Source organism: uncultured Clostridium sp., assembly GCF_947072515.1.
Lineage (GTDB): Bacteria > Bacillota > Clostridia > Clostridiales > Clostridiaceae > Clostridium.
In genome coordinates, this window is sequence record NZ_CAMTIG010000006.1 from 35,200 (window position 1) to 49,700 (window position 14,501).

Consider the following 14,501-nt stretch of genomic DNA (forward strand, 5'->3'; position numbering starts at 1 on the left):
TTTATATTTTTTATTTTCTAAATAAGCATTGACTTATCTATAATTAAGGATTATACTAACAACAGTTGGTAAGCAAAAACCAAACAACTTAATATCGCGGGATGGAGCAGTTGGTAGCTCGTTGGGCTCATAACCCAAAGGTCGTAGGTTCAAGTCCTGCTCCCGCAACCACAACATTCTTCATTTTAATGAAGAATGTTTTTTTATATAAAAAAATAGCTATTTCAAATTAATGAAATAACTATTCCTATTTAAGCTTTAACAGCTACTATTAAATTTCTATTTATAGATTGATCTACTCTGTGGATATAGTTGTTAAATGGTTCTTCATCTAAAACCTTAAATCCATTTTCCTCTAAAACTTCTTTAACCTCTGTATATTTTAAAGTAAATTCATTAAAAGATATACAAAGTGCTCCTTTAACCTTTAAAACATGGTGCCATGAAGGCATACATCCTTTTAATAGCTCTAATGGACTTCTATCCATAGATGCTTCACCTTCAGTCTTGCTGCCATGATGAACCCCATAAGGTAAATCTGAAATTAATATATCACAAGAATTTCTTTTTATTAAAAGATTTGCATTTCTAGTATCTGATAAGAAAAGATTAAAGTTTTGAGTATTTCCACAAGTGAAGTCTTCTTTAGTACTTGCCATATCAACTATAAAGCAATCTGCTATTTTTTTACCTTTAACGCCTGTTCTTTTTTCTTTTTGAGCTTTATGTTTATATTTCCCAAGCTTTAAATATCTAACAATATAATTTTGAATCTCTTGAGTCCATTGTGCATTTATTTCTATTCCTGTTACATCAAAGCCTCTTATAAGCCCTTCATATAAAGTAGTTCCTTTTCCACACATTGGATCTATTAATCTTATTTTTTTACTTCCTGTCTTGCAAGCACTTAATGCTAAATTTACCATAAGTCTTGTAAATTGCTCATTAGTTTTCCCTGTATATTTTAAAATTTGAACCATACTTTCTGGGAAAGTTCTAAAATCTTCTATTACTACTGGTTTTAAAAGTCCATCTTGAACGATTTGGAATAATGCATAGTAAATCGAAGATGTACTTATAGCTTTAAAATCTTCTTCTGTTAAAGCTGTTTCTGTATTAAAACAAATACAAGCTGGTAATCCTAAATCCCCTTCAAATATTTCATCTATCTCTATTCCTCTCGACTCTATTATTGCTTTTAATTCTGAAAAAGCAATAGTTAAAGCTGTATCGAAGTAAATACGATTGTGTCCTGGATTTGCTAAAATTACATATCTATTCATCCTGTTAATCAAACCTTTCTCATTTTAATAAGCTTAATTTTACAATACTTAATAATAAAATTCTATATATTTCATAAAGAATATGTATTTCTTTTTCTTTTCATCACCATGATATAATAAAATTAGAAAGGTTGTGATTTTAATGGTAGATTTAAGCAACTTTATAGATTTCACATTTATTAAGCTAAAAAGATTAGATGTAAACCAAGGAGTTTCTATTTTAACTTTCAAAAAAGATAGAAAAGTTTCCGTTATGAAAAGAGAAAATTGCTATGATGTAATTGAAGATGGCTTCTTTAAAGAAACCTTTACTAACTTGGATGATAAAGAGGTAAGAAAATTATTAAAATCTATGGTAAAAAAAGAGTTTCCAAGAAGTAATAGACTTCATTTATCTATAATAGAAGGTGATTTATAATGTTTAATATTTCAATTGATGATAATCATTCAATAAAAAAGTTTTTCAAGAAATTTTCTATATACGAAAAAGAAACACTAAAAAATATTAATACAGTACTCCCTATTCTTATTACAGAAAAACCATATAAAATAAAAACTGCTTATGGCTTAAAATATAAAGGTAATCTTATTTATGAGTACAAAATAAAAATAAATAAATTTACTAATTTTAGAGCAGCTTATACATTAACTGAAAATAATATTTTAGTATTTTTTATTTCTGATACTACTATAAAAAAAGATTTTGTAGATTTATTATCTTCATTAAATGATATAAGTTAAATTTAGCGAAGCACTTAATAAAAGGGAGTTTTTCAAACTTGAAAAACTCCCTTTATTTATATGTTAAAACTCTAAATTTTAAACTTTAAAAATCTTGCTTTCATACTCATTCCAGCTTTTATTTGAGCTTTTAACGAGTTATGATTATATGCCCAACATCCTGATATAGGATCTTTATCCATACTATAAGAAAGCTCTTTTAATCTAATAAGTATTTCAGTTCCATATCCTAAGGCTCTACATTTTGAATTAACATACATTCCAATATTTAATTGCTTTTCAAATAATATGCCTGGAACTAAATGTCCTGTTCCAATAATTTTATCTCCATCAAGAGCAAAGTAAAACTCACCCTTTCTAATATCTTCTTCTAATCTTTCATAATAACCTTCAGTTATTTCTCTTGCTAACTCTAATTCATCTATATTAATTAATCTTAATTTTAATCTTTTTAAATCTCTAATCTCTCTTTTAGAATCTATAGAATAATATGAATCTTTTTCTACCGATTTAAAATTTTCTAAAGCTAATCCCATAAATATTTCATCACTAGTAGTTACAGCTGCATATTGAACATATTCAAGTCTTTTGACTTCCTCAAATATTTTATATTGTAAATGTCTATATTCTAATTCAATAGCTAAAACCATAATCATATTACTTTCAAAAATCCCACAAACTCCAGCAAAATTATTATCAATGCTAACTTCATAAAAGTTAGATTTCATAACTCGCTCTTCCCAGAATACATCTATAAAAATATTATTTTCATTATAATAATTCTTTAAATAATCTAAAACTTCTTCTCTTTCTTTTCTTAAAAATCTTATATTCATTTTAAACTTCTCCTATCTCTTAAAATCTATTAGTACTACTCTAGCACACAATGATTCCAATTAAAACCATTTCCATAATCATCTTATCGATAGTGACTATTCTAGATGATATAATAGTATGATTAAGAATAAAAAAATCCGTAGCCAAATGGCTACGAATTTTTATACAATTAACTATATTTTCTTAACAAACTCTGATTTTAAGCTCATTGCTCCAAATCCATCTATTTTACAATCTATGTTGTGGTCACCCTCAACAAGTCTTATATTCTTAACCTTAGTTCCTTTTTTAAGAGCTGAAGAAGCTCCTTTAACTTTAAGATCTTTTATTATAGTTACTGAATCTCCATCTTGAAGAGTATTTCCATTAGAATCTTTAACTACTAATCCTTCTTCTCCTTGTGCATTACTATCAGCATTCCATTCGTGAGCACACTCAGGACAAACAAACATTAATCCATCTTCATATGTATATTCTGAATTACATTTTGGGCAATTTGGTAAAGTTGACATATATCTTTTCCTCCAATTGTCTTTAGATTTTCTTATGTAAAATACATATAAGTATTTTCTTATAGATTTATATAATATCATAGTCTTTTGTCATTGACAAATCCATTACATTAATTGTCAATTTAAACATAAAAGGTATTTTTTTACTTTATAAATCTTATAGTAAAACAAGTTCCTTCTAAAACCTTACTTTTTACAGTAATATCTCCATTATGCTTTTCAATAATTGACTTTGACAACGCTAAACCAATTCCTATACTTGAAGGTTTTTTACTAGAACTGGTTTTATAAAATCTCTCAAAAATTTTTTTAATTTTATCCTCTGGAATTCCTTCTCCATTATCCCTTATCCTAACTTCTAAATAAATAGGACTATCCTTTATAGAGATTTCTATTTTCCCCTCTTCATTAGTATGCTCAATTCCATTTTTAATTATATTACTTAGCGCTTCACTAAGCCATTTTCTATCATGATAGAAAATAAAATCTCCATCCCCATATTCTATATTTATGATTTGATTTTTTTCTTCAGCCTTTATTTTTAATGGTGCTACTGCCTCAAAAACAGTATCTAAAAGAGAAATTTCTTCTTTTCTATACTGGACTACATCTCCTTCTAACCTTGCATATTTTAAAAGAGTTACTGTAAGCCAATCCATTCTCTCTAATTGCCCTGTACTTAATTCCATAAAATTATCAATATCCTCTTTTGGCATAGTTTCATAATCTTTTAAAATATGATTATATGTCATAAGTGCTGTTAATGGCGTTTTTAATTGATGACTAATATCATTTATTATATTCTTTAAATTTAATCTCTCTTTCTTTAAATCTTCTATATCTTTTTTTATTCTATCTTCCATTAAAGAAAAGCTTTCATATAAAGTTTCAAAAGCACCATCTTTCAATCTATAATTTTCCTTACTTGAAAAATCACCCTCTACTATCTTATTAGCTCTCTTTATTAAATCCTTAGATATTTTTAAATTCTTTCTATCCTTTAAATAAATAGAAATTAAAAACACAATAAAAATTCCAAACCAAGCTAAACCTATATTTTTATATAAAAGAGTCTTAGAATCCTTCATGATAGGACTTAAATTAATATCTAATCCTTCTTTATAAGAATACTTATTTAAAATTTCCTTTCCCGCTTCATACCCACTATTATCACCTTTAGTTACTATTCCAATAACCTTATTTTCATTAAAGCCTTGTTCCTTTGATAAAGTCCCTATTAAGGCTGTATTTTGCCTTATATACATATTATTTATTTTCTCTAAAGTAATATTAGAAACTAACATTAAAAAAGCTCCAAATATTAAAAATAATATTGAAGCTAGGATTAAATGTTTACTTCTTTCACTTATATCCATTAATATTCACCCCATTTATACCCTATACCTCTAACTGTAATTATATATTTAGGATTTTTTGCATCCTCTTCAAGCTTTTCTCTAAGCCTTTTTATATAAACATTTAAAGTATTTCCATCAACAAAATTTCCTTCAATGTCCCAAAGTTTTTCTAAAAGTGTTCCTCTTTCAAGTACTTGTCCTTTATTATCTAAAAGTATAGTCATAAGCTTATATTCTGCCTTAGTTAAAATAATCTCTTCCCCATCCTTAAAAATAATATGAGATAATCTATTTATTTCTAAGCTTCCTATATTTAAAGTTTTATTATTTAAACTATGTCCTTTTCTTCTAGCCACTGCATTTATTCTAGAAACTAATTCCCTCACCCTTATAGGCTTAGTTACATAATCATCTCCACCTAAATCAAGTCCTAAAACCACATTACACTCCTCATCACAAGCAGTTACAAAGATTACTCCTGTATGGTCATTCTTTCCCTTTATATATGTACAAAGCTCGTATCCATCACCATCAGGTAAGCTTATATCCAAAAGAGCTATATCTACCCTTTCACTATCTATTATTTTTTTCCCATCCTCTACCGACACTGCTAAAACAACATTAAATCCCTCTTTTTTTAAACTGTATTCAATACCAATAGCGACTGGTCTATCATCCTCAACTAAAAGAATTCTCATAAAATCACCTCTTATAGTAAATTTTAACATAATATTACCCTCAAAAGCTATTGAAGATAACTTTTATCATTCTAGCTTTTAAGGGTAATAATTTTTCATATTTTACTCAATGTTTCTCATTAAATCTATAGCATTTTTAGGACTTAATCTTCTGACACTATTTAATATATTTAACATACAAATTACCATTATTCCTAAACTTCCTATTAATAATATTCCATATGAAAAAGTAAATTTCTTTATAGCTTCTTGCATAAAGATAAGAATACTTATTGATATTGTATTTCCTATAATTAATGCTAAAATCCCTTGAATTAAGCCTTCATAAATAAGACTCTTTTTAAGCATTTTTTTATCCATTCCTAGTGCAAACATTGTTCCAAACTCTTTTTTTCTATTATTTAAAACTATATCTTTAATATTTACTATACTTAAAATCATGAGTATTACTATACACCCTAATATCGTATATATAAGCTGTGCTAAAGAATTAAGATAATCTAATTTTTCTTTCCTATCTTGAAAACTATCATAATAGTGCATCTCTTCGCTCTTATCTACATCTTCTTTTATTTCTGCCATATATTTTTCTCGTAATTCTACCGATTTAAATTCAAATATATAATTATCTTCTTGCTTACGCATTAAATCTAATTCTTCTGCTAATTTTTCTGATATTATTATTCCATTAAATCTTCCACCAAGATCTACATCACTTCCTAGTATTGTTTCTAAATAAACAGTTCCCATTAGATTTAAATCTTTTATAATAGTTTTTTCATTTTCTGGAACTATAAATTTTCCAACTTCATTAGCACCTTCCCATGCATTTTCAAATTCATATACATTATCACTGTCATTAATATATACTTTTATTTCATCTCTATTTTTAGGTGAATGAATAACTCCCTCATCTTTATTGGTAAAGAATAAAACCTCACCATTTTTAAATGCTTCTAAATTTATATTCTTTCCATCTACATATGGCATTAAATCCTTAAAAGCTTTATCATTTAAAGAAATAATGCTTACTCCATAATTTATAGATGTTATAATATTTTCCTCTTCATCATAATACTTATAAGCTTGACTATCTTTTAATACAATATCCTCTAATCCTTGAATTCTTAATAATGAATCATAATAATTAATCTTAGAGACTTCTCCATATTCCTTATACTTTTCTAATATCTTATCTATATTCTTTGAATCATCCAAATTTCTATATTTCCATATTTTTAGATCTCTATCAATCACACCTAGCTTTTTTTCAGTTTCATTTAATGTGAATTTATAATAACTTGTAAATACATTAAAAATCATAAGTGCTATCGTCATCATTAATGTTAAGCTTATTAAACTACTTTTATCCGCTCTTAAATTTTTATAGGCAATTTCACCTTCACACCCTAAAATTTTTCTTATTAATTTCGATCTTATTCTTCTTTTATTTCCTTTTACTCCATTCTTTCTTATACCTTCTATTGGAGATAATTTACTAACCCATATCATAGGTATTAAACTAGCAACAATTATTACTATAAATAAAATTATTATTGCTATGCATATTATCTTAAAATCTAAGCTATATTCTATAAATACCTTTGCTTCATTAACTATTAATAGTAACTTTTCTTTTATAGTTAAAAAAATCATTTCACCTAAAATGACACCAGGTATTATAGATAAAATCCCCACAATAAATCCTTCTTTTAAAATTAAGAGTCTTATTTGTCCATTGCTTGCTCCTATGCACTTTAACATAGAATAAGTTTTTCTCTTGTCCTTTACAGAAATATTTATAGATATATAAACTAAAATTATCAATGCCCCAATTAATATTCCTTGAAGTATTTCACTACTTCTATTTGGATAGATAGTTGCTGTTTCAAATTCGATTTTTTCACCAAGCTGTTTTATCAAGCTTACTGAAATATCAATAAAAGGCTCCTCTTGCGGTCTTTCTCCACCTACATTTCTATCAAATACCTTTTCAACTCCAATATTTCTTCCTATCTCTTTTATAGATTCTGCCATATTTTTTTCTTTAGCAAGCTTAATATTAGCAGTTACTTTAGGTAGTTTTTCTACATTTTCTATTCCTAAAATTTTATAATAATCCATCCCAGGAACTTCTTCATTTGTTTTCATGAAACCTACTATAGTTCTATCAGTTTCTTTAACTTTTGTTTTTTCTCCTATTTTCAAATTTTTATCACTAGAATTCACAAGAACAACTTCATTTTCATTTTTAGGAAATCTTCCTTCTAGTTCGTAAAAATCTTTATTTATAATATTATTACAATACTCCTCATCAGCATAAAAAATTTCCCAAGTTCTTTGCTCCATGCCACCTTCAAATTCTTTAGTTATAGAATATGCTTCTTTACTACTATATCCTATATCTTTAACTAGACTGTTTTGCTTAAGCTTTAAAGCTTCTGCTCCACTAACATTAACTATTTTCCCATGGATATCTCCCCACATAAATTTTTCATTAGTTACACTCGTTATTTGGGTTAAGCTATTTACTTCTCCAACCAAAACTAATATAGCTACGGCAAAAATTATTGATAATAAAGTGAATAGTGTTCTCTTCTTTCTTTTTATAATTTCTCTAAATACAATTCCATCATACTTTCTCATAATTTAAACCCTTTTTTTATCTAAAATAATCTCACCATCTTCAATCTTTATAACTCTATCAACTTCATCTGTTATTGAAATATCATGTGTTATCATAATTAAAGTTTGATTATATTTTTTACATGAGTACTTTAAAAGTGATATTATTTCCTTTGATGTTTTACTATCTAAGTTTCCTGTTGGTTCATCTGCTAAAATTACATCAGGCTTATTTGCTAAAGCTCGTCCTATAGCAACTCTCTGTTGTTGTCCTCCTGAAAGCTGTGATGGTAAGCTATTTTCTTTTCCTTCAAGATGTAACATCTTTATAAGCTCTTTCTTATATTCCTTATCCATCTTACTTTTATCTAAAAGCACTGGCATCTCAATATTTTCTTCTACTGTTAATGAAGATAAAAGATTAAAATCCTGAAATACAAATCCAATGTTTCTTCTTCTAATTATTCCAAGCTGCTTATCCTTAAGTTTTGAATAATCTACATCATTTAAAAGAACCTTTCCTCCTGTTGGTGTATCAACTCCTCCAATCATATGAAGTAATGTTGACTTCCCTGAACCCGATTCCCCAATAATAGCAACAATTTCACCTTTTTCAATTTCTAAATTAATATTTTTAAGTGCCTCAACTCGAGTTTCACCTATTCCATAAACTTTCCCTAAATTCTCTATTTTTATCATCTCTTTTACCCCTCTTTATTCAATATTTCTATATTCCTTCATGAACTATCTCCTTATCTATACCTCTATATTAAAGCTTCAAAATTACACTTTTATAAATATAAAATTACAATTTTGTAATTTTAATACAATTTACATTTAATTTTTAGCAATAAAAAAAACCTCGTATAATTTGCTATTAAAAACAAATTATACGAGGCTTAGTCCATATTATTTTGCTGCTTTTCTTTCCTTGTTAATTTTAAGAATTATACTTAAAACTATTAGTACTCCAATAAAGCATATTATCGATCCAATTAAAATAACCATATCCATTGAACCTACAAAAATTTTTCCTTGTCCTGGAATGAATCCTTTTACAACATACCCTAGCTTATTACTCATTAAATCATAAAGTAATGATGTTCCAAATGTTATTCCGCAAACCATTCCTAAGTTTCTTACAAGTCCATTCATACTTCCTGCAATCCCCAATTGTGTTTTGTCTACTGATGACATTACAATTGCATTCATTGGTGCTTGGAAGAATCCATTTCCTGCTCCCATTATAAATAAATATAATATTACTAACCAAATACTTGTATCTACTTTTAATGTACTTAGTAATAAAAATCCTATTCCACATATTATAAGACCTATAAAAGGTAAAATTTCTCTTCTCATCTTATCGGAAAGACTTCCTGCAAGTGGAGATGATATTGATAATGCTATTGGAAATACCATCATTAACAGCCCACTCATGCCCGGAGAAATTCTTCTAACCTCTTCATAGTAAAATGGTATTAATATTGAATAACTACTTATTGCTGTAAATATTAAAAATGATGCTAGCACACCTTTTGTAAATCTATGATTTTTAAATATTTTTATATTTAAAACTGGTGATTTAAACTTCACTTGAGTTATCATAAATATAATAAATGCTATTACTGCTATTAAGAATGAAAGTAAAATATTCTTATTAGTATATCCATATACACTTCCTTCTGTAATAGCCAATACTAGTGCTACTATTGCAATTAAAAATAAAATTGTTCCTACTATATCTAGCTTAGGTCTATTTTCAGATACTACTCTATTTGAAGGTAATACTTTAAATGCTAATATAGTTGCAAATATTCCTATTGGAATATTTATCAAGAAAATATATTCCCATTTAAATTCTGAAATAATCCCTCCAAGTGCTGGTCCAGTCATTGTTCCTAGTGCAACAACTAATCCTGAAATTCCAAGTGCCTTACCTCTATTTTCTGGGCCAAACGTTGCTGTTATTATTCCTTGACTATTTGCCATTGTACATGCAGCCCCAAGACCTTGGATTCCTCTTGAAATAATTAAAAGTGTTATTGTATGTGAAAGTCCACATAATAATGATCCAATGGTAAAAATTATAATTCCTATTCTAAAGACTTTTGTCTTTCCTATTATGTCCCCAAGTCTACCAAATGTTAATATAAGACCTGAAATTACTATTAAATATGTAGTTATTGCCCATTGGACACTTTCCATAGGAACTCTTAAATCATGTGATATAACTGGTAATGCAACATTGACTATACTTGCATCCAGAGTTGCCATAAATGTTACTATTACAACACTAAATAAAATTATCCATCTTTTTTTAGAGTTCACTTTTTCCTCTGTATTCATTTAATTTTCTCCTTTATTATTTTTTAGGTATATTTTTAACAAATATTTCTAGCATAGATGCTATAAAATCTACTTGCTCCTCCTCCATTCCCTCTGTTATTGAGTCTACCCATTCATGAAGTATTTTAGTTATAATTGGTTTTATTCTTTTTCCTTCTTCAGTTAACGATACTTTAAAAACTCTTTTATCTTCCTCACTTTTAACTTTTAAAAAGAAACCTTTTTGAACTAATTTATTAACAACTTTAGTTGTTAATGCTGGATCTACAGCCACATCTTGTGATAAGTATGTTAATGTAACACTACCTTCTAGTGGCATTGACATTATAAACATATATTCAGAAGAGCATATTCCATATTCATCTAATTTTTTATTTAAATACATCTGTCTCTTTCTATATAATAATGAAATATTTTTCCCTATACATCCAAGTTTTCTATCAGTTTTCAAAATACCACCTCACCTTATTTGATATATCAAGTATATTATTAAATTAATTGACAAGTCAATGATTCTAATCATTATATAAAGAAATTTAATTAATTACTAACTTTAATTTCATATTTACACAAAAAAATAGAGGAATATCATTAGATATCCCTCTCATTTTTATAAATTTATTTCAATTCTATTTATTTTTGCAATAACTTGAAGATTTCTAACTTCAACAGTTTCTGTCATTACAGAGCCTCTATTACTCATAAGAAGAACTTTTGAATTATCTAATCTTTTTATTTCTCTTATTTTATTCTCACCATTATGGTTTACTAAGAAATATCCATTTGAGTTTAATTCATTAGTTAGATTTGCAAAAACTATATCTCCAGTAAGCATTCTACATCCACTCATTTGGTCATCTTCAACCTTTATATATAAGACTTTATCTTGTGGAAAGCCTTCTACTTTATTTGAATGAATTGGTAGCTCTTTATGTCCTAATACATTTTTTAATTTATAATCATATATTGGTACATTTTTAAGAACTGAAGAAAATGCATTTTCCCAAACATCATTTTTTTCAGTTTTTTGTTTTTGAGGCTTACTATAGCTTTTTTCTGCTTTTCTTTCTTCCATTAAGTCTTCATCTGTAACAACCATACTGATATCATTAAAATCAGCTTTTAATATTTTAGAAGCCTTATCTATAAAAGATTCTTGTGCTACTTTTCTTCCAAGTTCAACTTCATTAATATACTTTTCTGCTACACCAAGCTTTTTTGCTAAAGCTTTTTGTGTCATATTTGCCTTAAGTCTTGCATCTTTAATTTTTTCACCGACTCTACTCAAAGCTTACATCCCCTTTTGTTGCATTTGCTTATATAATTCTCTCTCTTCCATTAAATGATTTACTAAATAATGTAGAGTCCACATTCTTGACATAGGAGTAACAACAGCTAATATAACTCCATCTGCTATTTCTCTTACCTTACTTGTAACTCCTTTAACTTCGCTATCTGCGTAGTCGTGGAATAAAACAACTTTTTCATTAGGCATATCTTTAGTAACTTCTAAATCTTTCCCATCATGTGTTGGTATTAATCCTATTCTTAAAGATGCCATTTCTGGTGTAACCTCAATTACTCTACCAAAAGCTCTTAATGCCATTCTTTCTTCTTCTGTTAATCCATAAGCTAACAGACATTTGTTTTTTTTCATCTGTCTCCTCCTTTTTATTTAATATTTTAAATTTTATTTTTAATTAGATAGTTTCTGGAATTGGTGCAACATATCCGTTTAAATCTACAGTTACAGTTTCCATAACTTGATCTTCATATGGTCTATCCATTCTGTCTCTAGTTTGTTTTACTATTTCATCAGCAACTTCTATACCTTCAATAACTTTACCAAAAGAAGCGTATTGTCCATCTAAATGTGGTGCATTTTCTACCATTACGAAAAATTGGCTTCCTGCTGAGTTAGGGCTCATAGCTCTAGCCATTGATAAAACTCCTTTTGTATGTCTTAAGTCATTTTTAAATCCATTTCCTGTGAATTCACCTTTTATTGAATGTCCTGGACCTCCCATTCCTGTTCCATCTGGGCATCCACCTTGAATCATAAATCCAGGAATTACTCTGTGGAATATTAATCCATCGTAGAATCCTTTTTCTACTAAATCAATAAAATTATTTACTGTATTTGGAGCTATTTCTGGATATAATTCAGCTTTTATAACTCCTCCGTTTTGCATTTTTATAGTTACTATTGGATTACTCATATCAATAATCTCCTTTCAAACATTATTTTTTATATTATTCTCTAAAGAGAGTTTTAAAATTCAAAACTTTCCTTAAAAAATAATTTTTTTATTATATTGAAATTATATCTCATTTACTCTTATTTATCCATAAAATCTAACTTTATCATTTTTATATAAAATAAAAAAACTACCATATATCATTTCATATAGTAGTTTTCTTATATCTTATTCTATTTTCGCTCATTCTAATACTCCAAATTTCAATTCTATTTCTACTTACTGCATCTCATTTTATCACACTTATTTTAAACTAGTTTAAGAATGTAGTTCCCATTACAACTCTTGAAAAATCGCTTGTATTTGTTAAGTTCTTAACACTTACACTATTAAAAATTGCTTCTCTTCCTTGCTCATTAATTAAGTCTTGGAATAGGCTTATAAAAAATGTGCTAGGTACTCTATCAAATCCTTCAAAATCTAAAGTTACTACATCATTACTGTCTTTTATTACTTCTCTTAAGAATATAGCATCTTCAATCCCAAAATTTTCTCCTAAAAACTCTCTAACATTTATCATCATATTGAACACCTCATTATAAATTTCTTTTTATTGTTTAAATTTTCTGACAATTTTGTCTACATCTATAATATATCAACTTCTAAAAACTTTGTCAACTATTTAACAAAGTTTTTTTGATTTTTTATTTTTTTGATTTTACTTATTTTATTATATGTTTCCTTTCCTTTTATTGTTCTATTATTTTTTTAAAATTATTTTATTTTTATATTTATTTTAAAATGAAAACTCTCATATATTAATATATATGAGAGTCTATCTATAAATCTTTAATAAAATAATTATTTACTAATTTATATTATTTAAAATTATAGCTATATTCCTAACAATTTCCTACTTAGTTCTTCAACTTCCTTTTTACCACAAGAATTATAAAACTGAATTTGTCCCTTTACTTCACTTGTATTTAGAAGATTTGATTCTTCCAGTCTTCTTTTTAATTCCTTCACAGTACCTTCTCCACCATCTATTATAGGAATATCCACTCCTATAACCTCTGATAAAGCTTTCCTTATAAAAGGATAATGAGTACATCCTAATACTACTGCTGCAATATCATCATTTGCTATTACTGAAAAATGTTCACTTATAAAGTTTTTCAATTCTCTACTATCTAAATCTCCTGACTCAATAAATTCCACAAGACCTGGACATGGCATCGGATATAACTCTATATCAGTATATTGATCAGCTAGTTTAGCAAACTTATCTTGTTTTAATGTAAATGCAGTTGCCATTATTACAATTTTCCCTTTTCTATGTAATTCTACTGCTGGCTTAACTGCCGGCTCTATTCCCACTATAGGAACATCTGGATATACTCTTCTAAGCTCTGCTACTGCTGCACTTGTTGCAGTATTACATGCTATGGCTAAAGCTTTAACATTTTTTGAAAACAAGAAATCAACTGCATCAAAAGTTAAGTCTCTTATTTCTTTCATTGTTCTATCCCCATAAGGTGCATTTTTAGAATCTCCAAAAAATATATAATTTTCATTAGGCATAAGCTTTAATGCATCTTTTAAAACACTTAATCCACCAACTCCTGAATCAAAAAATCCTATTGGCAATTTACTCTTATCCAAAGCTTAATCCCTCCACTCTTCTTTAATCTACTATTTATTTTATAACTTTACTTTAAATAAATCTACTAACAATTTTTAAAATATAGACGCTAATTTAAAAAATATTCTTCCCTTTCCATAAACCACCTAATTACTTTACTAAAATTTAATTTTATATGTATTGACTAACCTTATTTTGTATAGTAAAATTTTCCTAAGATTTGTAACTTTTACGAACATTTTTTAAACAAATTAA

General features: G+C 27.2%; 16 protein-coding genes and 1 tRNA gene. 3 read left to right on the top strand and 14 right to left on the bottom strand.

Going from position 1 to position 14,501, the window contains the following annotated elements:
• Positions 1-95 precede the first annotated feature (95 nt).
• Positions 96-171 (top strand) — tRNA-Met (locus Q0W06_RS03720).
• A gap of 80 nt (positions 172-251) precedes the next feature.
• On the opposite strand, the gene Q0W06_RS03725 is transcribed toward Q0W06_RS03720, so the two are convergent.
• Complete coding sequence (locus Q0W06_RS03725) at positions 252-1,295, bottom strand: DNA methylase (RefSeq protein ID WP_297631595.1); 1,044 nt, start codon at positions 1,293-1,295, stop codon at positions 252-254.
• 130 nt (positions 1,296-1,425) lie between these two features.
• On the opposite strand from Q0W06_RS03725, the gene Q0W06_RS03730 reads away from it, so the two are divergent.
• Positions 1,426-1,701: a hypothetical protein gene (locus tag Q0W06_RS03730; protein ID WP_297631598.1), complete on the top strand. Its 276-nt coding sequence runs from the start codon at positions 1,426-1,428 to the stop codon at positions 1,699-1,701.
• The gene (locus Q0W06_RS03735; RefSeq protein WP_297631601.1) at positions 1,701-2,024 is read left to right on the top strand and encodes a hypothetical protein; all 324 of its coding nucleotides are present in this window, start codon (positions 1,701-1,703) and stop codon (positions 2,022-2,024) included. Before Q0W06_RS03730 ends, Q0W06_RS03735 begins: the two co-directional genes overlap by 1 nt.
• 71 nt (positions 2,025-2,095) lie before the next feature.
• Here Q0W06_RS03735 and Q0W06_RS03740 read toward each other — a convergent pair whose 3' ends face one another.
• The 13 genes from Q0W06_RS03740 to murI form a co-directional block, all read right to left on the bottom strand.
• Positions 2,096-2,860, bottom strand: a complete 765-nt coding sequence (locus Q0W06_RS03740; RefSeq protein WP_297631604.1) for a GNAT family N-acetyltransferase — start codon at positions 2,858-2,860, stop codon at positions 2,096-2,098.
• 174 nt (positions 2,861-3,034) lie between these two features.
• A complete protein-coding gene (locus Q0W06_RS03745) occupies positions 3,035-3,373 on the bottom strand; it encodes a zinc ribbon domain-containing protein YjdM (RefSeq protein WP_297631607.1) in 339 nt (112 codons plus the stop codon).
• A gap of 143 nt (positions 3,374-3,516) precedes the next feature.
• Complete coding sequence (locus Q0W06_RS03750; protein ID WP_297631609.1) at positions 3,517-4,749, bottom strand: HAMP domain-containing sensor histidine kinase; 1,233 nt, start codon at positions 4,747-4,749, stop codon at positions 3,517-3,519.
• Positions 4,749-5,429: a response regulator transcription factor gene (locus Q0W06_RS03755; protein ID WP_297631612.1), complete on the bottom strand. Its 681-nt coding sequence runs from the start codon at positions 5,427-5,429 to the stop codon at positions 4,749-4,751. The genes Q0W06_RS03750 and Q0W06_RS03755 overlap by 1 nt, the downstream gene beginning before the upstream one ends.
• Before the next feature lie 102 nt (positions 5,430-5,531).
• Complete coding sequence (locus Q0W06_RS03760) at positions 5,532-8,075, bottom strand: FtsX-like permease family protein (protein WP_297631615.1); 2,544 nt, start codon at positions 8,073-8,075, stop codon at positions 5,532-5,534.
• A gap of 3 nt (positions 8,076-8,078) precedes the next feature.
• A complete protein-coding gene (locus Q0W06_RS03765; RefSeq protein ID WP_297631618.1) occupies positions 8,079-8,753 on the bottom strand; it encodes an ABC transporter ATP-binding protein in 675 nt (224 codons plus the stop codon).
• A 210-nt stretch (positions 8,754-8,963) separates the two neighbouring features.
• Positions 8,964-10,403 (bottom strand): MFS transporter, encoded by a 1,440-nt coding sequence (locus tag Q0W06_RS03770; protein WP_297631621.1) that lies wholly within the window; start codon positions 10,401-10,403, stop codon positions 8,964-8,966.
• 16 nt (positions 10,404-10,419) lie between these two features.
• A complete protein-coding gene (locus Q0W06_RS03775) occupies positions 10,420-10,854 on the bottom strand; it encodes a MarR family transcriptional regulator (protein WP_297631623.1) in 435 nt (144 codons plus the stop codon).
• A gap of 159 nt (positions 10,855-11,013) precedes the next feature.
• Positions 11,014-11,691, bottom strand: a complete 678-nt coding sequence (locus tag Q0W06_RS03780) for a helix-turn-helix domain-containing protein (protein WP_297631625.1) — start codon at positions 11,689-11,691, stop codon at positions 11,014-11,016.
• Positions 11,692-11,694: 3 nt separating this feature from the next.
• Positions 11,695-12,060, bottom strand: coding sequence for a DUF3783 domain-containing protein (locus tag Q0W06_RS03785; RefSeq protein WP_297631627.1), 366 nt, complete (start codon positions 12,058-12,060; stop codon positions 11,695-11,697).
• A gap of 43 nt (positions 12,061-12,103) precedes the next feature.
• Positions 12,104-12,622, bottom strand: a complete 519-nt coding sequence (locus tag Q0W06_RS03790; protein ID WP_297631629.1) for a peptidylprolyl isomerase — start codon at positions 12,620-12,622, stop codon at positions 12,104-12,106.
• A 292-nt stretch (positions 12,623-12,914) separates the two neighbouring features.
• On the bottom strand, positions 12,915-13,184 hold the full coding sequence (locus Q0W06_RS03795; RefSeq protein WP_297631631.1) for a DUF4325 domain-containing protein: 270 nt from the start codon (positions 13,182-13,184) through the stop codon (positions 12,915-12,917).
• A gap of 311 nt (positions 13,185-13,495) precedes the next feature.
• Positions 13,496-14,266, bottom strand: a complete 771-nt coding sequence (murI, locus tag Q0W06_RS03800; RefSeq protein WP_297631633.1) for a glutamate racemase — start codon at positions 14,264-14,266, stop codon at positions 13,496-13,498.
• Positions 14,267-14,501: the final 235 nt, after the last annotated feature.